A 21,978-nucleotide genomic window follows, 5' to 3' on the forward strand; every position below is an offset into this window, starting at 1 on the left:
GCCGGTGATCGATATCCGCGGATCCGGTGATGGACGAATTCAAGTGAGCCTCGACGCCTCAACGCATCAACGCACCCCGCAGCGTCAGCCCGTAGTTGACCCGTAGGCGTCGCTGTTCCCAGAGGGCGACCGTCGTGACGGAGAGCGGGGCGCCGAGCATGACCACGATCCGGGTGATCGCCGGCAGCGTCTCGTAGGCGCCGGTGAACAGGTCCACCAGGGCCATCTCCCAGACCAGCACCATCGCCAGCAGCGGCGGCACCGTCTCGTGGATGTCCGCCGTGCGGAAGACGTGGACGAGCGACATGCCGATTCCGTAGATGACGAAAGGCAGGACCCAGACGAGCGTGAGCAGCGTGGCGACCACGGTGACCACCGTCATCGGGACGTTCGTGGCCAGCCGCCCGTCGACCAGCCCGCTGAGCACGGACGCCGGGAACACGGCCACCCCGGCGATGATCGCCACCACGGACCCCACCGGCTTGGCCGTGCGGCGCAACAACTCCCGGCGAGCCGGCGGGCGGGCCACGGCGATCAGCACGCCGACGACCACCGGGAAAGTCATCGACAGGACGAGGACGTTGATCCACGACTGGTTCAGGCGATCGCTCGCTACGTCACCCGCCGACCGGGCGATCTTGTAGGAGAACGTCACCCACAGGACGGCCGCCAGACCGACGACGGTGCGGATCTTCTGGATACGGGCCACCACCGCGTCGTCCACGCGGTCCGGCCTCGAGGGGGTGAACACCTTGCGCCCGATCGCGATGGGCCCCACCGTGCGCCAGAGCCTCCCGAGCATGCCCGCACGCGGCGCGGGCGGCGGCCCGGGATACGGGTGACCGGGCCCCGGAGGGTAGGGGTGAGGGGCGTGCGGCGGATGACCGCCCGGCTGCGGTGGTGTGTTCGGGTACGGACCCTGCGGCGGGGGAGACACGTTGCGACCGTAGGGGTCGTACGGTGGTGGGCCCTGTGGGTTCCAGGCGTTCATTTCTGCGGCTCCCCCGGTTCGCGACTGCTGTGACGGACGCGTCGGGGCAGTGTATTGGTTGCACATGGGAAGCAGTTCGCGCCCGCCGGGACGCGTGTATGTGTGAGGAGTACGAACCTCGCGGGGATGGAAACACCCCTGTATGGAACTCACCGGCACGCGATACACCGGCACGGAACCGGGCTCGGACCCCGCTGTGGAACCCGGTTTGGACATCGAGGCGCTCCGCGAGGACACCCCGGGTACGGCGAACCGGGTGCACCTCAACAACGCCGGGGCCGGACTGCTCTCCCGGCGGACCCTCAGGACGATGACCACCCACCTGGAGCTGGAGGCGAACATCGGCGGGTACGAGGCCGCCCGCCAGGAGCAGGACCGCATCGACGCCACCCGCACGAACATCGCCCGGCTGGTGGGCGGGCAGCCCGAGGAGATCGCGCTCTTCGACAACTCCACGCACGCGTGGAACGCCGCCTTCTACTCGATGACGTTCAAGCCGGGCGACCGCATCCTGACCGGCCGGGCCGAGTACGGCAGCAGCGTCCTGGCCTATCTGCAGACCGCCAGGCGTTCCGGTGCCGAGGTCGTGGTGGTCCCCGACGACGAGTTAGGCCAGCTCGACACCGGCGCGCTGGCCGGACTGATCGACGAGCGCACGAAACTCGTCGGCGTCACCCACATCCCCACCAGCGGAGGCCTGGTCAATCCGGCGGCGGAGATCGGCCGGATCGCGCGAGCCGCCGGGGTGCCGTTCCTGCTCGACGCCACGCAGTCGGTGGGGCAGTTTCCCGTCGATGTCACCGAGATCGGCTGCGACATGCTCTCCGCCACCGGCCGCAAGTTCCTGCGGGGCCCCCGCGGCACCGGCTTCCTGTGGGTGCGCCGCGAGGCCCTGGAATACCTCGACCCCTTCGTCAGCGACATCGAGGCGGCCACCTGGGACGGCGCACGGGGCTTCACCTGGCACGCCGGCGCACGGCGTTTCGAGTCATGGGAAGCGGGATACGCCAACGTCCTGGGACTGGACGCGGCCGTGACCCAGGCCCTGGACCTGGGTCTTGACCGGATCGGGGAGCGGGCCACCGCCCTCGGCGCGTATCTGCGGCAGGCGCTCGACGCCTTGCCCGGCGTCACCACGTACGACCTCGGCCGGGTCCGGTGCGCCATCGTGACCGCGAGGGTCGACGCCGTGCCCACCGCGGACGTCGCCGCGGCGCTCGCACGGCAGGGGATCAACGTGAGCACGACCGTCCCCGAACACACCCAGTTCGACACGGAGACGCGGGACGTCCACCCGCTGGTGCGTCTCTCGCCGCACTACTACAACACCGAGGCCGAACTGGACCGGGCCGTGGAGGCCGTCGCCAGACTCGCGCGCACGGCCGGATGACTCGCGCGCGGGGTCGGACGACCAGCGTCCACGGCCGGACGACGGGCGGGCGCCCTCATGACGACGTGCGAGCGCCCTCATTCCATGCGCTGCTGCTCCTCGTCGGTCCAGGCGCGGGTGTCCCGGGGCGGGACGTAGGGTTCCTCGGTGTCCGGCAGACCGCCCGCGATGGCACGCTGCCGGGCCATCTCGGAGTCGAACTCCAGCCCGAGCAGGATCGCGATGTTGCTGATCCACAGCCAGACCAGGAAGACGATGACACCGGCGAGCGTGCCGTACGTCTTGTTGTACGAGCCGAAGTTCGCCACGTAGAACGCGAACCCGGCCGAGGCGATCATCCAGATCACCAGGGCCAGCACGCTCCCGGGAGTGATCCACTTGAAGCCGCGGCCCTTCACGTTCGGGGTCGCCCAGTAGAGCAGGGCGACCATGATCGTGACCAGGACGATCAGCACCGGCCATTTGGCGATCGACCACACCGTCAACGCCGTGTCGCCGATCCCCAGCGCCCCGCCGGCCTGGCGGGCCAGGCCACCGGTGAACACCACGATCAGCGCGCTGATCACCGTCAGCACCAGGAGTACGACGGTCACGCCCACCCGGATGGGCAGCACCTTCCAGACAGGGCGCCCTTCGGGCATGTCGTAGACGGCGTTGGCGGAGCGGATGAAGGCCGCCACGTAACCGGAGGCCGACCACACGGCGAGGACCACACCGACCACGGCCATGAGGGAGCCGATTCCGCCCCGGCCCTGCAGCTGTGTCACCGCGTCGCTGATGATGTCCCGGGCCGAACCGGGAGTCAGTTTCTTGAGATTGTCCAGGACCTCCTGGGTCGCCGACTTACCCGCGATGCCCAGGAGCGAGACCAGGAGCAGCAATGCCGGGAACAGCGAGAGAACGCCGTAGTACGTCAGTGCCGCGGCCCTGTCGGCGAGCTCGTCGTCCTTGAACTCCTTGACCGTGCCTTTCAGAACGGCCAGCCAGGACCGCTTCGGCATCTCGGTGAGCTTGTCCGGCGCTCGCTCCTCGATCTGCTCTCCCGGGCCCGGGACCTGCTGCTGCTCGGATCCCGGCGTCGTGACGTCGGGATCGGATTTCGGTGTCCTTGACATACCGGCCGGGTATCCCGCCCCGCCCCGCCCATGCCCGGAGCGCCGACCCTTAAGGGGCCCGGGGAACCGCGCGGCCGGCCACGACGCACCCGCACTCGCAGAAGCACCTCAGGAGCCCCCGGTTGAGGCTCCCCTTCACGCCCCCTCACGCACTCCCGTGGGCGGAGCCCTCAGCAGTCGACGTAACAGCGGATCACCGTGCCGTCGGGCCCCGTGTGGACCCGTACGAGATCGGTGAGGTAGTTCACCAGCAGCAGGCCCCGGCCACCGAGCTGGGCGGGCGGAGAGGGCCGCCGTCCGGCGAGCGGATCCTTCAGATGCCCCTCGTCGCGGACCTGGCACACCACCTGACCGGCCTCGGCCCATATGTGCACGATGCCCGTTCCGCCGCCGTGCACCACGCTGTTGGTGGTCAGCTCGGCCGCGACCAGCGCCAGGTCGTCCAGCCGGACGCCGGACAGACCGAACCGGGCGGCTCGCTCGACCACGAAGTGCCGGGCCGTCGGCAGCGCGTCCGCGTCGAAGGCGTGACCCTCCGCCGCCTGCGGAACCGGCAGGGGCTCGTTGTACCGCTCGACCACCCGCTCGGGCGCGTAGGACGGGCTGTTCCGCTGCCGGCCGTCGGTGATCACGACGGGATGGGTCGCGTACGCGTCGGTCAGTACCTGCTCGCTGAGCCCCGCCTCGTCGTACGGACACAGGATCGTGGCGTCCCGGCCCTCGAACGCGGAGTTGATCAGTGCCTCGTGCTGGGCGCAGGCCGGGTACTCCACGCCGGTGCGATCGGGCCAGATCGGCTCGCCGATGATCCGTACCCGCGTCTTCGGGTGGGCGTCGGCGAAGACCCGCAGCACTCTGGGGATGATCCGGCCGGGATTGCGTCCCACCTGCGTCATGTCGATGAAGCGCACGTCCGCAGCCGCGTCGCCCAGGGCGGAGCGGAGGACGTCCAGCTTCGGGCCGGGCACGGCGACCGCGACCGGTTCGCCGGCCGCCAGACCGTCACGGATGAACGGCACGGTGCCGTCCACGTACTCCTCGTCGCCCCGGTAGAACAGGGCGGGATGCACGAACGACTCGGTGATCAGGGCTGTCATCGCGCCACCACCTCGACGCCCGGCAGGTCGGGCCAGAACATGTCCAGTACCCGTCCCACGGCGGCAGGCGGCTGTTCGATCATGAAGCGACGTCCTTCGGGAAGACCTTGAGCCGCCACCGCGAGGGCGGACACACCGGCGACATCGACGAAGGTGACCGCCGAGAGTTCCAAGTGGTACACCTCCACGTCCTCCAGAGCCAGCCGGTCCAGCGCCCGCTCCCAGGCCGTGCGTGTGGCCAGACTGATCTCGCCCGCGGCCTGCCAGCCCGCACGGTCCGCCAACGGGCGCACCTGGAGGGTGCCCGTGGACCGCGCCGACGACACGTCCGGCGGATCCACCTCCCACGCTCTGTCCACGCTGACCACCCCTGGAGTGTCGTCGTTGCCGTCCCAGTATTCCCTCTCCCGGACCGCTGTGGAGCCACCGGGGCGCGGAAGATCCGATTCCGCGCCCCTCCGCCGCCGGAACGCGGAAACGCTGTCCCGTGGAGGTGCGGTCAGGGCCGGACGGGCTTGCCGCGTCCCCAGGCCCAGGACAGCCGGTCGGCGCCGGACCGGTTGGTGGTCGCCAGCCAGGGCCGGGCGGGGTCGCCGACCAGGGTCTGCAGCGAGTACGTGTCGTCGGTGCGCAGGCCCGGCCAGTACACGGACCCCATCTTGAGCTCGCGGAACGTGTCGGTGACGGCCTGCAGGTAGTTGACGAAATTGCTGTCGGGCGTCGCCTTGTCGTAATCCAGGCCGGTCGTCATCGGGGAGCCGAACTCGTCCGCCACGGTCCGGTTGGCGCAGTCACCGATGCGCACCTTGAGGTCGGCCACCCACTGGTCGTAGGTGGCGTACTCCTTCCAGAACCCGTAGTGGTGCAAGGACAGGTAGGTGCCCTTCAGGCGCGGGTCGGCGCAGACGGACGTGACGTGGTCGTTGTAGCCGGCGCCGCTGACGAACACCCGGTTGCGGGGCACGTTCCGGTACGTGTCCAGCCACTTCGCCGCTATGTCGGCCCACTCGGTGTCCGTGTAGCCGTGCGGCTCGTTCATCGGCTCGAAGTAGACGCGCTTGTCGCCCTTGTACGCCTTGACCACGGTGTTCCACATGGGCCAGTACGTGGTGGTGTCGTCGATGAAGCCGTCCTTGCGCGGACCCGTGCCCTCCCAGTAGGACAGGATCACCTTGAAACCCTTGTCCGACGCCGCGTCGATGACCCCGCGGTAGGACTTCCAGTACGAGCCGTTGACGGTGTACGGGTTGATGGGCAACCGGACGGTGTCGGCACCGAGGTTCGCGCGGAACGCCGAGATCACCCGGGACGCCTTTGTATAGGTCCGGGCATAGCTGTCCGAGGCCGACAGGCCGGAGAGCACGACGGGATCGTCGGCGAAGTTGTCGCGGGGATCGGCCCAGTTCACGCCCTTGAACCGGGTCGTGTCCATGCTCGGCGCGGCGGCGGTGGCGGCAGGGGCGGCGGCGATGCCCGTACCACTGCTCGCGGCGAGCGCAAAGGCCACCGCGGCGGCGCGCAGCCGGGGTGTGAAGCGTGGGCCGGCGGGGGTTGTGCGCATCATCTTGCCCTTTCAGGAGATGGCGGCTCGGCACAGTGATGGGGCCTGTGCGCCCCGCTTCTGTCTGCGTCACCGGACGCCATGCGGTGTTTACGTAAACACCGGGCGTCCGAAGCCCTGGCCGAATGGTCGGTCAGGGCTGGGTCGTCAGACATGTTTACGTAAACATGGCGGCGCCGGAATCGTGGCACCCACCGCAGTGATCGTCAAGGTTTCTCACGCGTGACATCTGTTGCCGCGAATCCGGGCGGAACGGCGGTCCGGCGCGGGCGAGTTGGAACCTGCCCGAGCCGGGGCGACAGCGCGGAGCCGTGGTGCCCGGGGCGGTCGCCCGGCGCCTCGCGGCCCCGGTCAGCCCTGGTAGGGCTGCTGCTGCGGCTGCCCGTGCGTCTGGCCGCTTGCGGCCTGCACCTGCAACTGCTCCGCCTGCTCCTTCGTGATCTTGTGCTGTACGCCGCAGAAGGTGCACTGGGTCGCGTACTTCGTCGAGACGGGGAACAGCGGGACGAAGAACAGGGTGAACTTCGTGACGCGCTTGCTGAGTGTGTGGGCGGCGGGGTTGCCGCACTGGCCGCACAGCAGGGTCAGTATCGCCAGCTGGTAGAGATAGCCCTTGGTGCCGAAGATGATCATGCGGTGGTTCCTTTCGGGGCGAGCGGTTTCCGGCGGCGCGGTGCCGGTGAGCGGAGAAGCGCGCTCACCGGTCACAGTCTCGTGCACGACGGTGTTCCCCGGTGACGGTACTTCCGCTGCCGCGGAGCCGTACGGCTGGTTGCCCCGGTGTTCGTGGGGTGTCGCTCGGCGGCCGGGCCGTCCGGGGCCGTTGGTGGAGCGGCCGGCCCGGTGGGTGGAGCGGCCGGCCGCCGAGCGAGGTGGTGGATCAGATGCCCATGGAGGCCATCTCGATCGCCGACCGGTAGTTCGCCGCCGCGGTCACCACACAGGCCCGGTACGTGCGGTTGTCCTTCACGGCGAGGAAGTAGTCCTTGAGGTTCTTCCAGTAGCTGAGCAGGTATCCGACGCCCGGGACGAAGCCTGCCGGCCGGGGCACCAGGGCGAAGGCCTCGGAACACCGGAGGATCTCCCCGGTCGCCGTGGAGAGCACGTCGGCGACCTCGGGGTTCATGTTCCAGCCGGCGGCCAGGTCCGCGTTCCAGATGGCGGCGGCCACCTCGCGCAGGTGGGCCTCCTCCTCCGGAGTGAAGCTGCTCTGACCGAACACCGCCTCCGCCGCCGCTACCCGCGCCGCCGTCGAGGGCGCCGGAGCCGAGGCCGGTCCTGCCGCGGCCGAGGCCGCGGTGCCCGAGACGCCGAGGAAGAGTACGGCCGCTGTGAGTGCCGCCGCGTACGTGACCTGTCTGCCGCCCATGCTGATCGGTCCCCTCTGTGGATGTGCCCGGAGTCTGCGCCCCGGACTCCGCTGCCCGGGGCAGACCGACGCTGTCATGTGCCTCGTAAAAGGGTCAACGGTGACATCCTGCCAGCGGCGGCCGACGGGTGATGCTTGACGCAACGGCAGTCAACCGGCCGTCAGATGAGCCCAGTTGTGGATATGAGGGGCAGGAGCGGGCGGTCGGGGAGGGTGGGCGGAACGCGTTCCAGGATGCCGCCCGCGAACACGTCGTACAGCGGCAGGGTCTCCAGGTGGACGTACCCGATGTGGCAGTCGCACAACTCCTTGGGGCAGGGCCGGGGGCCGAGCGCGGCACGGTAGGAGCCGTCGTAGAGGTTGCCAAGTTCGGTGCGGACGAAATGGCAGCGGCGGACCGTGCCCTCACCGTCGACCGAGAGGACGGACTCACCGGTGCGACACGGCATGCCCGCCGAGCGGTGGGGGTGTCGGCTGAACGGGAAGAGCGGGTCCAACTCCGTCCACTCGGCTGCCTGTTCGTCCGTGTACGTGTGTCCTTCGGCGGCGTTCACCCACAGGTAGACGTGCGACGGCAGTTCCACGCGCAGCCGCCGCGCGTGCTCCAGGTGGTCGGGCACGCCGACGATTCCGACGCTGAAACGGACGCCGAGGCCGGCCAGCGTGTGGGTCTTGGCCAGGAAGCGTTCGTACGGTGTCTGGCCGGGGTGATAGGTGCACCACAGGGCGACGGTGTCGAGGTCCGCGTCCCGCAGCCAGTCGGTCCGGCAGCTCAGATTGGTCTGGATGGCGACCCGTTGTACGTGCGGCTGGTTCGAGAGGTCCACCAGGGCGCGGCGGTACCAGGAGCGCACCAGCCCCTCGCCCCACGGGGTGAACAGCACCGAGAGACTGTCGTCCCGCTGCTCGTGCGCCCAGGCGGTGAAGCGCTCAAGTGCGGTGCGATCGGCCCGCAGTTGGGCGGTGGAGTCCCGCCGCTTCGCGAACGGGCAGTAGGGGCAGTCGTAGTCGCAGGAGGAAAGGGGTCCGCGATACAGCAGTGTGAGGTCCACCGGCGCTCACTTCGTCTCGTAGGCGGCCATGGCCTCGCGCACGGCCGGTGAGAAGAACTCGGGGCCGATGGCGTCCGAGTGCGCGAGCCCCTCGGCGGAGAGACGGAGCAGCTCCGGCCGGGCTCCGCCGAGCCAGCCGCGGGCGACGAGGGTGTCCAGCTCCGCCGGGAAGTCGTCGAAGGGGTCCGTACCGAACCGCAGGCGGTAGTCGGTGACGGTCAGGCCCTCCGCCTGGAGCAGCGACTGCAGCAGATGCCGGCGCCGCGCCTCGTCCTCGTCGACCCACCTGCCGTGCAGGGCGTGCGAGAAGTCCTCGGTGGCGGTGTAGTCGTCGATGATGCCGCGGATCTCCCGCATCGACACCGCGTAGTCGAAGGAGTAGTGCAGCCGCGAGGTGTACGAGCGGGCGCCGCAGCCCAGGCCGATCATGCCGTCCGTCTGGCACGCGTAGTCGTCCGGCCCCTGCGGCGGAGCGTCCGTCCGCCGGAACATGCGCATCGACACCTGCTCGTAGCCGTGGGAGAGCAGGTGGTCGCGCCCCTCCCGGTAGCGGCGCAGGCGCTCCTCGTCCCACTCCCGGTCGGCCGTCCGCCGGTCGGTGTGGCGGCCGAGGCCGGTGAGCGGACGTATGTAGAGGGGGTAGAGGTAGATCTCCTCGGGGCGCCAGGACAGGGCCGCGTCGAGCGAGTACCGCCAACTGGCCGCCGTCTGGCCGTCGATGCCGTAGATCAGGTCGATGTTCAGGACCGGGATGGCCGCCTCGCGGATGCGGGTCAGCGCGGCCTCGACGTCGCTTCGGCGCTGGGGTCGTACGGCGGCGCGGGACTCCTCCTCGACGAAGCTCTGCACTCCGAGGCTCAGGCGGGTGGTGCCGCGCTCGGCCAGCACCGCCAGCCGGTCCGCCGTGGCCGTGGACGGTGATGCCTCCACGGACAGGGGTACGGCCCGCAGGTCCACGCCCATCTCCCGCTCGGCGATGTCGCACAGCCGCTCCAGCTCGGCGGCCTCCAGATAGGTCGGAGTGCCGCCGCCGAACGCCGCGTTGGCGAAACGCGGCGGCTCCTCGTCACCCATGGCCTCGCGAACGGCGGCGGCCTGACGCCGCACGGCGTCCAGATAGCGGCCCGTCAGCCCGTCCGGCGCGCCGATACGGGTGAAGAGGTTGCAGAAGCCGCAGCGGATCTCGCAGAACGGGATGTGCAGGTACAGCGAGAGCGCCTGCCGGGACTCCCCGGCCCACAGGTCCGCGAGCCGCGGTTCCGGGGCGAGCGGCCGGTAGGCGGTCTTGTGCGGATACGCGTACGTATAGCTCTGGTAGGGGCGCGGCGGAGCGAGGGAGGTGCCCGCGGAACTGGGCGCGGTGGCACCCGTGGTGGCGCCTGTCGTAGTGGTGTCCGCGGAGGTGCCCGTGGAGGTGACGGTCATGCGGGCGGCTCCAGGAAGAAGTGGCCGTAGGGCACGGTCCACACGGATTCGTGGCCGAGGCGGTGGCCGGTGTAGCCGTCGTCCCCGTAGGCGGTGCCGTGGTCGGAGCAGACGATCGCGAAGCAGCGGCGGCGCGAACTCATCGCGCTGAACAGCCGCCCCACATGACGGTCGATGTACTCCAGCGCAGCGGCGTGGGTGCGGCGGCTGTCGCCCGTCTCACGGGTCGCGCCGGGGAGATGGAACCAGTTCGGCTGGTGCAGGGCGGAGGCGTTCAGAAAGAGGAACAGCCGCTGCTCCGCCGGGAGTTCGGCGACCGTCTTCTCGGCCCGTGCCACCTGCGCCTCGAAGGAGGTCGGAGAGGCCACGGAGAACTCCGGCTCCCAGTGGCTCTCCTGGAAGTAGCCGGGCAGCACGTCGCCCAGGGCGCCCTGCTTGTTGAAGAAGCCGACGCCGCCGATGCACACCGTGCGGTAGCCGCGCGCCGCCAGGGCGGACACGAGGTCCGGGGTCTCGAAGACGAACGTGCCGTCCGCCGTCGTCTCGCTGCCCGCGAACCGGGCCGCGAACAGGCGCGGATGCGGTCCGGGCCCGGCGGGCGTGGGGAGGAAGCCCGCGAACATCGCCTGGTGGGAGGCGTAGGTGAAGTTCCCCGGCGCGTGCCGCTTCTCCCAGGCGCCGCCCGGGAGATGGGTGCTGAGGTTGGGCAGCCGGCCGGCCGCCGCGAGCTCGACCGCCACGTCGTGGCGGAGCGTGTCCAGGGTGAGGAGGAGCAGATCGTCCCGCCCCACCACCTCGTTCATGTCCGGCGTACCGGTGCTGCCAGTGTTGCCGGTGGTGCTGGGCATGGCGGTGGTGCCGGTGGTGTCGACCGTGCCTACGCCGGTGCCGGTGCCGACGCCGGTGGTCGTGTCGGGAGGGCGGTCGGCCGCGGGCGGTACGGGGTCGGGCTCAGGCTGTGGCATGGGCTGTCCTTGGCAGGTCGTGCGGGTCGTGCGGTGAAACGGGCGGGCCGGGCTCCCGGGACGGTGTGGAGGGGCCGGGGGAGAGATCGCGGCAGAAGGAACCGGCCGCGGCTATCTGTGCCGCGTACGTGTCCAGTCCCTCCGCCCCGCTGCCCGGCAGGCCGGTGAGGCGGGGGAGCAGGTCGCCGAACGCGTTGACCTCGCCCACGGCGAAGCGGCGCCAGCCGATGGCGGGCAGCAGGTCGACGCCGACGCACAGCGTGCCCGGGAAGCAGGCAGCGGCCTGCTCACTCGCCTCGACGGCCGTGGCCCACCGGTCGCCCGCCAGTGCGCGCACGGCCGCCAGATCGCCGCGCATCCCGCCGAGATGAAGATTGGTCAGGGGAGAGCGGCTGGTGCGGACCACGGCATGGGTGGCCCGGCCACCCACGACCACGATGCGCAGATCGGCCGACCGGCCGCCGAGTGAGGCCTTCGGCAGCCACCGTTCGACATGCAGCCCGTCGGGAGCCAGGGTGTCGACGATCGCGGCGATCTCCGCCTCCGTCGTGTAACGGCGAACCCGCAGCGAGTTGTACAGGCGACCGCCCTCGCCGCGCTCCACCGACGTCGTCGCACGGATCCGGCCCGAAGCGGTGGTCTCGACGGCCAGGACACCGGAGGCGGACGAGCCGTGCGCGAGTTTGACGAAGACGCGCCGCATACCGGCCGCCTCCATGACATCCCGTACGTCCGCCCATCCCCGGATCTGCGCGAGGCCGCCGGACGTGGGGGACGGCGGCACCGGCACGTCCGCGCGCGCGAGCCGGTCGTGACACAGCCGTTTGTCGAACATCACGGCCAGATCCGCCGGGTCGTCGAGGCGCAGGCCACCACGCAGCGAGGCCACGCAGTCCAGGAACCGCGCGTACCAGCGCGCGGAACCCTCCACCCGTGTCGGGTCGTCGACACCGCGCAGCACGGCGTCCACGTCGGCGTCCTCACCGGGGGAGTCGAGGCGGACGATCTCGTCGTCGGCGAACTCGTGTCCGCCGTGGCGCAGTACGTCATGCCACTCGACGACCCGGGGTGTGCCGTGCCCGGCGGCCTCGGCGGCCGTGCGGAACAGGCCCACCCTGCGGTTGTCCCCGTTGGCGACGACCACCCACTTCGACGGTGCGTCCGCCGATCCCGTACGGCGCATGCCGCTCCCCCTCCTCGGTCCGGAATTCGCGGCGCGCTACTCGCCCACCGCGACGAAACGCCAGACCTCGCCGTCGTCGTCCTCGTCGGCCTCGGCGTCGTCCACGTCGGTGTCGACGCTCACGCCCGCGGGTTCGAGGGTCTCCAGCAGCCGTGTGCGCAGGCCGGGGCTGAGGTAGTTGTGGTGGAGGTCGAGGTTCTTGAGGTGCGTCAACGGCTGGCCGGTCAGCAGGGCCGTCGCGCCGTCGTCGGTGAGCACTCCCATCGAGACGTCGAGCTCCTCCAGGCGCGCCACCACGGGGGCGGACGCGAGGGCCGAGCAGATGGCGTCCTGGATCTCGCTGTTGTGCAGGGCGAGTTTCCTGAGAGAGGGCAGCCTGGTGCCCGCGAAGAAGGGTTCGAGGTCGGCGATGTCGGCGTCCCCGCCGTACTCGGACGTGCCCAGCCACAGGTCGAGTTCGACGAGGGCGGGCAGGTCACTGGCGGCGATACCGCGCACCGCCCCGACGGGCATACCGCCGGTCTCGACGCTCAGCTTGCGCAGCCGCTCGTGGCGGACGGCGGGGAAGACCAGTCCGTTGCCGCCGCGGACCCCGAACTCCTCCAGACCGGGGAAGGCTTCGAGGAGCGGACCCATGTCGCCCTGCGTGATCCAGGAGATCTCCGCCTCCTCCATCACGATGTCGCCGACGAACAGGCCGCGCAGGGCGGGCAGCCGGTCGCGGGCCGCGACCAGCGCCTGGACCACCTCGTCGGGGGCGGACTCGTACACATCGCTCCACGCGCCCACGACGATCGCCCGCACCCGCTCGGTGTCGACGGCCGCCAGGAAACGGCCGAAGGCCTCTTCCCACTGCTCGTCGGAGTCGTAGGAGTTCACCGCGATGTGCCAGGCCACGGACTCGGGCGACGGAAGTGAGGACGCGTCGGGTGCCGGCTCGTCGATGCCCGGGAAACTGAAGGCCGGCAGGCCGTGGAACTCCTTGAAGTGGTCACCGATGGTCATGCGCGCCTGCTCCTTCGTGCTGAAGTCCGTGGATCGGCAGTCGTGGGCCCTCATCCCGGCGCGCGCCGACCGCATCCAGGTACCGGAGTTCTACCAAGCCCCACTGACAACGCGTGGGACAGGGGTCCTCCTGCGGGATCCGACGGCTGTCCGACTGCCGTCCGACTGCCGTTCGGCACACGGCCGGAGGCGGCGCCCCGCGCACCGCACAGAGCACGTGACTCGCACCGCACAGGCCATGTGACCTGCGGGTGAGGGCGATTGTCAGTGCCCGCCTCTACGGTCCTTCCCATGGCACACGGTGTGCCGCAACGGGAGGAGACCCATGTACCGGCAAGGAGACGTCCTGATCGTGGCGCTGGACGAGAGCGCGGTGCCGGAGCACGCGACCGACGCGGCGTCCGAACCTCGCGACGGCCGCGGCAGGCTCGTCCTGGCACTCGGCGAAGTCACCGGTCACGCCCACGCGGTGGTCGGTCCGGGACGGCTCGTCCGCGAGGCCGGCCTGTTCGGGCCGATGCTGCTGCACGTGCCGGACGGAGCCCGCGTCGTCCACGAGGAACACGCGGCGATCTCGCTCCCGAAGGGCTGGTACCGGGTGATCCGGCAACGGGAGTACGTGCCGGGTTCGGTACGCATAGTCGCCGACTGACGACTGACGACTGACGACTGACGACTGACGACGGCTGACGACTGATGCGCGACGCGCACTCCAGGGCGCGCAGCGCAGGGGCGGACCGCTCAGAGGCACACAGTGCAGGGGCGGACGGACGGAATGCCAGGGCCGGGCGGCACGAGACGCGGCCCGACGCAGCAATGACTGCAATGACAGCAATCGGGGAGAGGAACGGCGTTGATGGACCAGGGCAGTTGGCGGACGACGGCGGCGGCCACGGGGCCGGGGGACCGGGCGGCGGCAGAGGAGGGCGTACGACTCGCCTACCGACGGGCGGGCCTGGCCGAACCGGACCGCATCGTGTGGACCCGCTCACCCCGCGAGGCGGTACGGACGCTCATGGCGGCGGCGCGTCCGGACGGCTCTCCGGACAGCACGGAGCAGGACACCTTCGGGGCGAGTGTCCGCGACGCCGTGCTGGGCGCGCCCTGGGCCGCAGAGCGGGCACGGCTGCACGGGGAGCTGGGTCCGGAGGGCTGGAGCGGCCATTGGCGTGCCACGGGAGCGGGCCTGTGGGAGTCCACCCGCATCCTGGTCGACCGCGTGCGGGCGGGAATCGTCGACGAACTCGCCGGCGACCGGCGGGAGGAGACACAGGTCCGCCTGCTCCTTCTGGACGCGGCACTGGGGCAACACGACGCGGCCTGGCTGTGCGCGTTCGACTCCGGGGACGAGGGCCCTCTGGCCGGCCTGGGCGCGGTGGCGCGCCACGCGGGCTGGTGGTGGCCCTACGAGAAGGTGGCGATCGTCAGTGAACGCCCCCTGACCCTGCATCGTGACGAAGCCGGACGCCTGGACCGCGGCGACGGTCCGGCTCTCGGCTACGCGGACGGGTTCGAGCTGTACGCGTGGCGGGGAATGCCCGTTCCGCGTGACTTCCTCGACGAACTGACCACGCTGACTCCCGAGCGGATCCGCGGCGAGGAGAACGCGGAGCTGCGCCGCGTGATGCTGGAGCACTACGGCTACGACCGCTACCTGGACGAGTCCGGCGCGGTCCCCGTGCACAGAGACGAGACGGGGGTGCTCTGGCGGGTCCAACTCGTCGGTGACGAGGACGTGGTGATGGTCGAGGTCGTCAATTCCACACCGGAACCGGACGGTACGAGCCGCACCTACTGGCTGCGGGTGCCGCCGTCGACCCGCACGGCCCGCGAGGGCGTGGCCTGGACGTTCGGCGTCGGTGCGGAGGCGTACGAGCCGCTGCAGCAGACGTAGGAGGCGCGGCGGCCGTGCGGGTCAGGGAGCCGGAGGCGAGCCGTCGGAGTCGCGCTCAAGCCTGATGTCGACGGCGACGGGGAGGTGGTCGCTGCCGGTGGCGGGCAGGGTCCGCACGTTCGTCACGGTTGCCGAGCGGGCCATGACGTGGTCGATCCGGGACACAGGGAAGGAGGCGGGCCAGCTGAAGGCGAAGGCCCGCCCTGCGTCCCCCGGCTCCATCCGTGAGGTCACCGGATCCAGACCTCGGTCGTCCACGGTGCTGTTGAGGTCACCGAGCAGGATCACCTTGTCCAGCATCTCGGCGGCGATGGCCGCACCCAGCAGCCCGGCGCTCTCGTCCCGCCGGCCGGAACCGAGACCGCTCAAGCCGAGGCGCACGGAGGGCAGATGGGCGACGTACACCGCGATGTCACCCCACGGAGTGCGTGCCGTGGACCGTAACCCGCGGCTCCACCCCTCCTCGATCCCGGCCGGTTTGATGTCCACCGGCCGTACGGCCGACAGCGGATGCCTCGACCACAGCCCGACCGTCCCTTCGACGGCGTGGTACGGGTAGTCCGATGCCAGGGCCTTCTCGTAGGCCGGCAACGCGGAGGGTGTCAGCTCTTCCAGGGCGATCAGATCCGGTGCGGCCTCGGTCAGGGCGAGAGCGGTGCCCGCGGGATCGGAGTTCACGTCACTGACGTTGTGCTGGACCGCCGTGAGGTCGTGTGCACCACGGTCCGCCGCCAGGAGCCGTCCGCCGAACATCTGCCCCCAGACGGCCGCGGGCAGCACCAGGACCACCATGGCGGTGGCCGAGCGGCGCAGCAGGGCGAGGACCAGCAGGAGGGGTACGGCCAGGCCGAGCCAGGGCAGGAACGTCTCCAGCAGGCTGCCGAGGCGGCCCACCGTATTGGGCACGGCGGAGTGGAAGGCCGACAAGGCGGCGGTCAGGACGGCGAGCGCGGCGATCACGCGCCCTCGCGTCCATGCCGACCCGTCGTCCGCGTCCGGCCCCCAATGCCGCAGGGGGAGGATTCGCCAGGAGAGGTGTCGACGCCATCGGTGGGGCGTCGCGGCCTGCCGCCCCGTCGCCGCACTGCCGTTCGCTGTCCGCTCCACCAAGTCCCACCCCTAGCCGTCCCGGAACCGCCCGCACCGCAAGCCATGAGTACGACTCAGGCCATGAGCACGACGTGCCGGTAACGACGCACCGTGCGGTGATCAGGTTCCGGCCGTGATCACCACGAACCCGGTGGGGGTGGGGTGGCCGCACGCCGACAGGCCCGTCGGAGCGAAGAGCTACGACGGGCCTGCGAGCAGGTGCCTTGGCGGCGTCCTGTTGCTCAGAGACGGCCGCCACTGAGACGGGAGAGCGGGCCGCGCTTGCGCAGACCGGCACGCCGGCCCACGGCGTAGGAGCAGAGGACCACAGTCGCGGTCCCTGCGCCGGCGGCCGCGGCCACGACCTTCCTGGCCTTCAGGAGGGTCCAGGCCAAGCCGGCCTTCCCGGCTGTCTGCTGGGCGGCGGTGGAAACGGTGCCCTGCACCGTCCTGGCCGTCTCCTTGGCTTTCTGCGAGGCGGCCCCGCCGAGGTTCACCAGGGCTTCCCTGCTGCCACGGCCGACGGCCCCGGCAGCGTCCCCGGCATTCTTCACCGCCTCGGTGGCGGCCTTCTGTGACTCCTTCGCGGGCGCCGTGGCACCTTCGGTCACGGTGGTCTTCGCCGCTCGCGCATGCGCGGTGGGCGACTGTCCGTTCGTGGTTTTGTTGTTCGCTCCAGCCATGAACACCGGGTATCCGGCTCTGCGTTCGGCAAACGGGAAATCTGTCCTACAGCTTCACACCGCTCCCGTACCGAGCACCCGAACACACACTTTTCGTCCACGATCCGCAGACAGGATCCGCGTATGTTCCGGCTTTGTCCGAGGACTTGTGGATTGCCCGGGCGGCAGACACCTGGCAGCACATGAGGATCGTCGGAGTGTGCCGAACCACCCGCGGAGGCTGGTAGACTCGATCTTGAGCGAGCCGCCAACCACGGCCCGGTCTCGCGTCGGTGGTCCAAGGAAAGACGCCCCGCTTCCTGCGGGGAAATGCAGGTGCAAGGCCTGCCCGGCGCTCAAAAAGACCCCACCCGTGTTTCTTCGGGTGGGGTCTTCGCGTTGAGGGGACGTCGGTGTGCGGGAGGCCCGCCCGGCAGCCGCGATCCGACTGCCGTCGCGGACGGGCCGCTCGACCGGCGTCAGCGTCGTCCGCGGAGCTTGCCCAGCAGTCCCTTGGCCTGGGCTCGGCGTCGCGGATCGGCCGAGGCGCGGCGAGCCTGCTCGATGGTGCGCCGTCCCTGCGGGCTCCTGGCGAACTGCTTGATCTTGTTCATGATGCCGGCCATGGCTCTACTCCTGTGGCGGGGGCGGTGGTGCGGTCCGTGCACAGCTCCGTATACCCCGCCGGGGGAGACAACAACAGAAATGGGCCTTCGCTCTTGCGCGGGACCTGACCGAGACGCTCCGCGGGACGGCGCCGTCACCAGGACCTACTCACCCGCGACCCCTCGGTCACGGGGTGAAGGTGTCGGTGAGGTGCACGGTGTAACCGTCGTCCTCCATGAGGAGAACGGTGACGCCGAAGGGGGAGGGGTGGTCGAGGTCGAGGGGAGTGAAGGAGTACTTGAGAGCGGCCTGGACCGGTGGGGCGAGGTCGCCACCGGGCTGCGGTCCCGGGACGGGGAGCCACACCGGCTCCGCCGCGCCCTGACCATCGACGCCCTGGCTGTCGGCGCCCTCACCGTTGGCGCCGTGACCGTCGGCAGAGGAGTCCACGGGCTGGTGGGTGTAGGGGAGCTGATGCAGCACGTGTCCGTCCTTCGTGGCGTGCACCAGGTTCAGGCAGGGGGCCGGGCCGACGACCGGAAGCCTGCACGCGGTGGCGACGTCCTGGGTCTCCCAGGCGAGGACGACCTCGTCCGCGCCGGCCGCCGAGGCGACGTTCGAGAGCTCGACGATCGCGCTCATGGCGTCCTCGCCGGCCTCGGCGGGACGTAGCCAGACGAGCCCGACCAGTTCACCGCGTACCAGCGGCATGATGACCGGGCGGGGCGCCCTCCCCTCGGCCAGATCCGCGGTGTACGCGTTCTTCATCGATGCGACCAGCGCGTCCCACGTCTGCGTGTCCACGGATTTCCCCTCACCAACAGCCTGTTCACGAGCGACGCAGAGCCTGTCACGGCGGCCCGGTCCCGCGCCAGCGGCCCCGGTCGAGGCCGCCGGGTCCGCAGGGCACGCCGTTCAGGGCTGTTCAGCAGGCTGTTCGAGGTGGTCGGTGACGAGCGCGGCGAACTCGTCGGGGGTGGCCAGCCGGATACCGAGGGTCTCGGCCTTGGCGCGCTTGGATCCGGCGCCCTCTCCGGCCACCACCAGGGTGGTCTTCTTGGAGACGCTGGAGGAGGAGCGGCCTCCGGCACGTTCGATGAGTTCGTTCATCTGGTTGCGGCTGAGCTTCTCCAGTGCGCCGGTCATCGCGCCGGTCACGACCACCGTCATCCCGGTGAGCGGCCCGCCCGCGGGCGCCGACCCCTCCGAGACGCCCTCCCCGCCCTCGGAGCCCTGGGCGCTCTCCGCTGCGCCTTTGGAGTCCCCGGCCGTCGGCGCGCTCGGCGGAGTGGCGCCGGGCTCGGTCATGTTCACCCCGGCGGCGACGAGTTTGTCGATGAGCGGGGCGAGTTCGGCCAGTTCGGCGACGATGGACGGGGCCTTCTCCGTACCGATGCCGTCGACCTGCTGCATCGCCGCGGTGTCGGCCGCGCGGACGTGGTCCATCGTGGCGAAGTGCCGGGCGATGCGACGGGACATCGACCGTCCCGTGCCCCGTACACCCAGCGCGCACAGCACCCGCGAAAGAGGCCGCCCCTTGGCCGTACCGAGCGCCGCGAGGAGGTTGTCGGTGCTCGTCTCACCCATCCGCTCCAGGTTCAGGAGCTGGTCGCGGGTGAGGGTGAACAGATCCGCGAGATCGGCGACCAGGCCCGCCTCGACGAGCTGGACGATGCGGGTGTGGCCCAGGCCCTCGATGTCGAGCTGATCGCGGCCCACGGCGTAGGAGAGGGAGGCCACCAGATGACAGTTGCGGCCGTTCTCGCAGCGCCAGCGCTGCTCGCCGGTGTCGATGTCGCTCCCGCACCGCGGGCACACCTCGGGGAAGGCGATGGGCTGTTCCTCACCCGTGCGCAGATGGGCGACGGGGGCCTCGATGCGGGGAATGACGTCACCGGCGCGGTGGACCATGACGTGGTCGCCCAGGCGCAGGTCGCGACGGGTGATGTCGGCCGGGTTGTGGAGGGTGGCGTAGGTGATGGTGGCCCCGTCGATGACGACCGGTTCGAGGACGGCGCGCGGTGCGATGATGCCGGTACGGCCCACGTTCCACTCGACCTCGAGGAGCCGGGTGATCTTCTCCACCGCGGGCAGCTTGTAGGCGATCGCCCAGCGCGGGGCGCGCGAACCGGATCCGGCGGTCTGCTGGTCGGCGGCCAGGTCCGCCTTGATGACGATCCCGTCGATGCCGAACGGCAGCGTGGCACGCAGCGCGGCGATCTCCTGGACCCGTGCCAGGACCTGCTCGGCCGTCTCGGCGGTGGTGCCGGGCACCGCGGTGCCCGCGGTGGTGTTCACCCCCAGCTCGGCGGCGCGGCCCATCAGCTCGCTGTGGGACAGCTCGGGCAGCCCTCCGGCGACCTCGGCGTCAGTGTCGGGCAGCGGCAGCAGCCCGTACCCGAAGAAAGTCATGGGCACGGTGTAGGCGCGCTCCTTGGCTCTCAGGGTGCCCGCCGAGGCGCCACGCGGATTCGCGAAAGGCTGCCCGCCGTGTGCGGTGCGCACCTCGTTGGCGTGCTCGAACTGCGCCGTGGTCATCAGTACTTCACCGCGCACCTCCACCGTGACGGGCTCGGCCAGCACCTCGGGAAGGCCCTCGACGGTGCCGATGGCGTGCGAGACGTCCTCTCCGGCCGTGCCGTCCCCACGGGTGATCAGACGCTCCAGACGGCCACCGGTGTAACGGGCGGCGATGGCCAGGCCGTCGAGCTTCGGTTCGACACTGAACCGCTCCACGTCGTGGCCGACGCGCCGGGCCAGCGAAGCCGTCCAGGCGGTGAACTCGTCGGCCGAGAACACGTTGTCCAGACTGAGCATCGCCACCGTGTGCGGCACATCGCCCTCCACCGCGCCACCGGCGACCTTTCCGGTCGGCGAGCCGGGCAGCACCTGGTCGGGGTGCTCAGCCTCCCAGGCGGTGATGGCGCGCACGAGGCGGTCGTAGGTGTCGTCGTCCATCGGCGAGGTGCCGCCCGTGTAGTAGCCGGCCGATGCCTTCACGGCGTCCTCGACCGCCTGCGCGTAGGCGACGGCATCCACGATCACTGCAACTGGTGAGGTCATGGGGTCATCCTGCACGCCACCACTGACAACGGCTCCGGACCGGGCTCCGACGCCGGACACCGCGTGATCCAATGGGGGATGGCATCGTTTTGGACCGGTGAACGAGTGCGGCTGCGCGGTATCGAGCCCGAGGACTGGACCGCGCTCATGCGCTTCGCGGCGGACGAGGAGCGGCTGGGAGACCTGGTGCAGCCTCCCCGCTCCGCCGAGGGCTACCGTGTCCGGGCGAAGGAACAGGCGGTCGCCGGGCCCGACGGCGACGTCTTCACCCTGGCGATCGAGGCCCTCGACACGGGAGAGATGGTCGGCGCCGTCGGTTCGCAGCACGCGGACGCGGGTGCCGGCCGGTTCGAGTACGGCATCACCATGGGCGCGGAGCACCGGCGCAGGGGATATGCGACAGAGGCCGCGGTGACGCTGCTGCGTTTCATGTTCGCCGAGCGGCGCTTCCACAAGTGCGAAGCGCGGGTCTTCGCACACAACGAGGCGTCGCTGTCACTGCAACGCCGACTCGGTCTCGTCGAGGAGGGGCGCCTGCGCGACCACGTGTTCTTCGCCGGCAAGCACCACGACATAGTCGTCATGGGCGTACTCGCCGACGAGTTCGCCCACCTGCACCCGGCCGGTTGACCGGTGAGGTGAGCGGCAGCGGACCCCGCGCCGTCGGCGGCCCCGGCACGCGATGGCGTACGCGAACGGGCGTCAGCCGGCGTGCCGGCAGCCTGGGGGCAGTGGCGCCGACGGGAAGGATCAGCTGGTCGCCGCGGCGGCCTCGGGCTCGGCGGCGGGCTCGGTGGTGGCCGTGTAGAAGACCGAGGAGCCCTGCTTGTTGCGGTGGGCACTGCTCCTGGCGACCAGGTTCTCCAGGGTGGTGCGCACGACGGTCGTCTTGATGGTGCGCTCGGGGTGGGCCGCGGTGAGCGCCGTGGTGATCTCGGCGGCGGAGCGCGGCTCGGTCTGCGCTTCGAGGTGGCCGCGGATCAGGTCGACGAGGCTCGGCTGAGTGGTTGCCTTGGCCGCCTTCGCCGCGGGCTTCTTGGCCTCGGTCTTCCTGGCCGCGGTCTTCTTCGCGCCCGTGGCAGCGGCCCTCTTCGGCTTGGCCTCCTTGGACTGCTTGGTCCGGGCGGTGGCCTGACTCGGCACGGAGGGCACGGTCCTGGCGGTTCCGGTGGCCGGCCTCGCACCGCCGAGCGCCTCCTGCATGTTCACCAGGACCGTGTGGTCGTGCTGCAGGGCGAGCAACTGCTCCTGCAGTGCCGCGATGTCCGCCGCGATGCGCTCCTGCTCCTTGCTGTTGCGCTCAAGGTCACTCGTCACCTGTGCGACGTACTGCGAGGTGAGTTCGGTGGTGGAGATCTGGTTCTCAGACATGTGTGGAGCCTTTCTCGGTCCGCCGGAACATGTGCAGAAGGAAAAGACATGTCCGTGCGCGAGTGGAGGGCGGGATGGTGTCTGTCAGGGCTGGTCCGTCCGAAGGACACACCTACGCGCTTTGCGCCAGTGTAGAGATA

At 70.5% G+C, this 21,978-nt stretch carries 22 protein-coding genes; 4 read left to right on the forward strand and 18 right to left on the reverse strand.

Translation table 11 applies throughout. From position 1 onward, the window contains the following. Positions 1 to 58: 58 nt before the first annotated feature. The gene (locus OHS59_RS41540; protein WP_328498500.1) at positions 59 to 802 is read right to left on the reverse strand and encodes a hypothetical protein; all 744 of its coding nucleotides are present in this window, start codon (positions 800 to 802) and stop codon (positions 59 to 61) included. 331 nt (positions 803 to 1,133) lie between these two features. Here OHS59_RS41540 and OHS59_RS41545 point away from each other — a divergent pair, with 331 nt between their 5' ends. Then, positions 1,134 to 2,381: an aminotransferase class V-fold PLP-dependent enzyme gene (locus OHS59_RS41545; RefSeq protein WP_328498501.1), complete on the forward strand. Its 1,248-nt coding sequence runs from the start codon at positions 1,134 to 1,136 to the stop codon at positions 2,379 to 2,381. Positions 2,382 to 2,458: 77 nt separating this feature from the next. Here the strand turns inward: OHS59_RS41545 and OHS59_RS41550 are convergent, their stop codons facing one another. From OHS59_RS41550 to OHS59_RS41600, 11 genes are all read right to left on the reverse strand, one after another. After that, positions 2,459 to 3,496: a YihY/virulence factor BrkB family protein gene (locus tag OHS59_RS41550; RefSeq protein ID WP_328498502.1), complete on the reverse strand. Its 1,038-nt coding sequence runs from the start codon at positions 3,494 to 3,496 to the stop codon at positions 2,459 to 2,461. Positions 3,497 to 3,666: 170 nt separating this feature from the next. Next, positions 3,667 to 4,593, reverse strand: a complete 927-nt coding sequence (locus tag OHS59_RS41555; RefSeq protein WP_328498503.1) for a sensor histidine kinase — start codon at positions 4,591 to 4,593, stop codon at positions 3,667 to 3,669. Beyond that, complete coding sequence (locus OHS59_RS41560) at positions 4,590 to 4,952, reverse strand: STAS domain-containing protein (protein ID WP_328498504.1); 363 nt, start codon at positions 4,950 to 4,952, stop codon at positions 4,590 to 4,592. The genes OHS59_RS41555 and OHS59_RS41560 overlap by 4 nt, the downstream gene beginning before the upstream one ends. A 140-nt stretch (positions 4,953 to 5,092) precedes the next feature. Continuing rightward, positions 5,093 to 6,154 carry a glycoside hydrolase family 5 protein gene (locus tag OHS59_RS41565; protein ID WP_328499564.1) on the reverse strand — a complete coding sequence of 354 codons (1,062 nt, stop codon included), beginning with the start codon at positions 6,152 to 6,154 and terminating at the stop codon, positions 5,093 to 5,095. 351 nt (positions 6,155 to 6,505) lie between these two features. Then, the gene (locus OHS59_RS41570) at positions 6,506 to 6,787 is read right to left on the reverse strand and encodes a zinc-ribbon domain-containing protein (RefSeq protein WP_328498505.1); all 282 of its coding nucleotides are present in this window, start codon (positions 6,785 to 6,787) and stop codon (positions 6,506 to 6,508) included. Between the two features lie 247 nt (positions 6,788 to 7,034). Further along, positions 7,035 to 7,523 carry a hypothetical protein gene (locus tag OHS59_RS41575; RefSeq protein WP_328498506.1) on the reverse strand — a complete coding sequence of 163 codons (489 nt, stop codon included), beginning with the start codon at positions 7,521 to 7,523 and terminating at the stop codon, positions 7,035 to 7,037. Between the two features lie 161 nt (positions 7,524 to 7,684). Continuing rightward, positions 7,685 to 8,575: an STM4011 family radical SAM protein gene (locus tag OHS59_RS41580; protein ID WP_328498507.1), complete on the reverse strand. Its 891-nt coding sequence runs from the start codon at positions 8,573 to 8,575 to the stop codon at positions 7,685 to 7,687. A 6-nt stretch (positions 8,576 to 8,581) separates the two neighbouring features. Continuing rightward, positions 8,582 to 10,000 carry an STM4012 family radical SAM protein gene (locus OHS59_RS41585; protein WP_328498508.1) on the reverse strand — a complete coding sequence of 473 codons (1,419 nt, stop codon included), beginning with the start codon at positions 9,998 to 10,000 and terminating at the stop codon, positions 8,582 to 8,584. After that, complete coding sequence (locus tag OHS59_RS41590; protein ID WP_328499565.1) at positions 9,997 to 10,803, reverse strand: STM4013/SEN3800 family hydrolase; 807 nt, start codon at positions 10,801 to 10,803, stop codon at positions 9,997 to 9,999. The genes OHS59_RS41585 and OHS59_RS41590 overlap by 4 nt, the downstream gene beginning before the upstream one ends. Before the next feature lie 148 nt (positions 10,804 to 10,951). Further along, entirely contained in the window at positions 10,952 to 12,148 is a 1,197-nt protein-coding gene (locus OHS59_RS41595; protein ID WP_328498509.1) for an STM4014 family protein, read from the reverse strand. 36 nt (positions 12,149 to 12,184) lie between these two features. Continuing rightward, the gene (locus OHS59_RS41600; protein ID WP_328498510.1) at positions 12,185 to 13,153 is read right to left on the reverse strand and encodes an STM4015 family protein; all 969 of its coding nucleotides are present in this window, start codon (positions 13,151 to 13,153) and stop codon (positions 12,185 to 12,187) included. A 325-nt stretch (positions 13,154 to 13,478) separates the two neighbouring features. Between OHS59_RS41600 and OHS59_RS41605 the strand changes: the two genes are divergently transcribed. Further along, on the forward strand, positions 13,479 to 13,805 hold the full coding sequence (locus OHS59_RS41605; protein WP_328498511.1) for a hypothetical protein: 327 nt from the start codon (positions 13,479 to 13,481) through the stop codon (positions 13,803 to 13,805). Positions 13,806 to 14,009: 204 nt separating this feature from the next. After that, the gene (locus OHS59_RS41610; RefSeq protein WP_328498512.1) at positions 14,010 to 15,047 is read left to right on the forward strand and encodes a DUF6745 domain-containing protein; all 1,038 of its coding nucleotides are present in this window, start codon (positions 14,010 to 14,012) and stop codon (positions 15,045 to 15,047) included. A gap of 21 nt (positions 15,048 to 15,068) precedes the next feature. Here the strand turns inward: OHS59_RS41610 and OHS59_RS41615 are convergent, their stop codons facing one another. The 5 genes from OHS59_RS41615 to ligA all read right to left on the reverse strand — a co-directional run bounded on the left by OHS59_RS41615 (position 15,069) and on the right by ligA (position 20,467). Then, a complete protein-coding gene (locus OHS59_RS41615; protein WP_443061680.1) occupies positions 15,069 to 16,061 on the reverse strand; it encodes an endonuclease/exonuclease/phosphatase family protein in 993 nt (330 codons plus the stop codon). Positions 16,062 to 16,378: 317 nt separating this feature from the next. Then, positions 16,379 to 16,819: a hypothetical protein gene (locus OHS59_RS41620; RefSeq protein ID WP_328498514.1), complete on the reverse strand. Its 441-nt coding sequence runs from the start codon at positions 16,817 to 16,819 to the stop codon at positions 16,379 to 16,381. 458 nt (positions 16,820 to 17,277) lie between these two features. After that, positions 17,278 to 17,424 carry a hypothetical protein gene (locus OHS59_RS41625; protein ID WP_328498515.1) on the reverse strand — a complete coding sequence of 49 codons (147 nt, stop codon included), beginning with the start codon at positions 17,422 to 17,424 and terminating at the stop codon, positions 17,278 to 17,280. 166 nt (positions 17,425 to 17,590) lie between these two features. Then, positions 17,591 to 18,208 carry a hypothetical protein gene (locus OHS59_RS41630; protein WP_328498516.1) on the reverse strand — a complete coding sequence of 206 codons (618 nt, stop codon included), beginning with the start codon at positions 18,206 to 18,208 and terminating at the stop codon, positions 17,591 to 17,593. Positions 18,209 to 18,319: 111 nt separating this feature from the next. Then, a complete protein-coding gene (ligA, locus tag OHS59_RS41635) occupies positions 18,320 to 20,467 on the reverse strand; it encodes an NAD-dependent DNA ligase LigA (protein ID WP_328498517.1) in 2,148 nt (715 codons plus the stop codon). A gap of 78 nt (positions 20,468 to 20,545) precedes the next feature. On the opposite strand from ligA, the gene OHS59_RS41640 reads away from it, so the two are divergent. Continuing rightward, positions 20,546 to 21,097, forward strand: coding sequence for a GNAT family N-acetyltransferase (locus OHS59_RS41640; RefSeq protein WP_328498518.1), 552 nt, complete (start codon positions 20,546 to 20,548; stop codon positions 21,095 to 21,097). Positions 21,098 to 21,217: 120 nt separating this feature from the next. Here the strand turns inward: OHS59_RS41640 and OHS59_RS41645 are convergent, their stop codons facing one another. Continuing rightward, complete coding sequence (locus OHS59_RS41645; protein WP_328498519.1) at positions 21,218 to 21,838, reverse strand: hypothetical protein; 621 nt, start codon at positions 21,836 to 21,838, stop codon at positions 21,218 to 21,220. Positions 21,839 to 21,978: the final 140 nt, after the last annotated feature.

Origin of the sequence: Streptomyces sp. NBC_00414 (genome assembly GCF_036038375.1) — a bacterium.
Classification (GTDB): domain Bacteria; phylum Actinomycetota; class Actinomycetes; order Streptomycetales; family Streptomycetaceae; genus Streptomyces.

Excerpts from the sequence above, each read along its gene's own strand:
- OHS59_RS41540 (WP_328498500.1), bottom strand. The coding sequence starts at position 802 with ATGCTCGGGAGGCTCTGGCGCACGGTGGGGCCCATCGCGATCGGGCGC.
- OHS59_RS41545 (WP_328498501.1), top strand. The coding sequence starts at position 1,134 with ATGGAACTCACCGGCACGCGATACACCGGCACGGAACCGGGCTCGGAC.
- OHS59_RS41550 (WP_328498502.1), bottom strand. The coding sequence starts at position 3,496 with ATGTCAAGGACACCGAAATCCGATCCCGACGTCACGACGCCGGGATCC.
- OHS59_RS41555 (WP_328498503.1), bottom strand. The coding sequence starts at position 4,593 with ATGACAGCCCTGATCACCGAGTCGTTCGTGCATCCCGCCCTGTTCTAC.
- OHS59_RS41565 (WP_328499564.1), bottom strand. The coding sequence starts at position 6,154 with ATGCGCACAACCCCCGCCGGCCCACGCTTCACACCCCGGCTGCGCGCC.
- OHS59_RS41570 (WP_328498505.1), bottom strand. The coding sequence starts at position 6,787 with ATGATCATCTTCGGCACCAAGGGCTATCTCTACCAGCTGGCGATACTG.
- OHS59_RS41575 (WP_328498506.1), bottom strand. The coding sequence starts at position 7,523 with ATGGGCGGCAGACAGGTCACGTACGCGGCGGCACTCACAGCGGCCGTA.
- OHS59_RS41585 (WP_328498508.1), bottom strand. The coding sequence starts at position 10,000 with ATGACCGTCACCTCCACGGGCACCTCCGCGGACACCACTACGACAGGC.
- OHS59_RS41590 (WP_328499565.1), bottom strand. The coding sequence starts at position 10,803 with ATGAACGAGGTGGTGGGGCGGGACGATCTGCTCCTCCTCACCCTGGAC.
- OHS59_RS41595 (WP_328498509.1), bottom strand. The coding sequence starts at position 12,148 with ATGCGCCGTACGGGATCGGCGGACGCACCGTCGAAGTGGGTGGTCGTC.
- OHS59_RS41600 (WP_328498510.1), bottom strand. The coding sequence starts at position 13,153 with ATGACCATCGGTGACCACTTCAAGGAGTTCCACGGCCTGCCGGCCTTC.
- OHS59_RS41605 (WP_328498511.1), top strand. The coding sequence starts at position 13,479 with ATGTACCGGCAAGGAGACGTCCTGATCGTGGCGCTGGACGAGAGCGCG.
- OHS59_RS41610 (WP_328498512.1), top strand. The coding sequence starts at position 14,010 with ATGGACCAGGGCAGTTGGCGGACGACGGCGGCGGCCACGGGGCCGGGG.
- OHS59_RS41620 (WP_328498514.1), bottom strand. The coding sequence starts at position 16,819 with ATGGCTGGAGCGAACAACAAAACCACGAACGGACAGTCGCCCACCGCG.
- OHS59_RS41625 (WP_328498515.1), bottom strand. The coding sequence starts at position 17,424 with ATGGCCGGCATCATGAACAAGATCAAGCAGTTCGCCAGGAGCCCGCAG.
- ligA (WP_328498517.1), bottom strand. The coding sequence starts at position 20,467 with ATGACCTCACCAGTTGCAGTGATCGTGGATGCCGTCGCCTACGCGCAG.
- OHS59_RS41640 (WP_328498518.1), top strand. The coding sequence starts at position 20,546 with ATGGCATCGTTTTGGACCGGTGAACGAGTGCGGCTGCGCGGTATCGAG.
- OHS59_RS41645 (WP_328498519.1), bottom strand. The coding sequence starts at position 21,838 with ATGTCTGAGAACCAGATCTCCACCACCGAACTCACCTCGCAGTACGTC.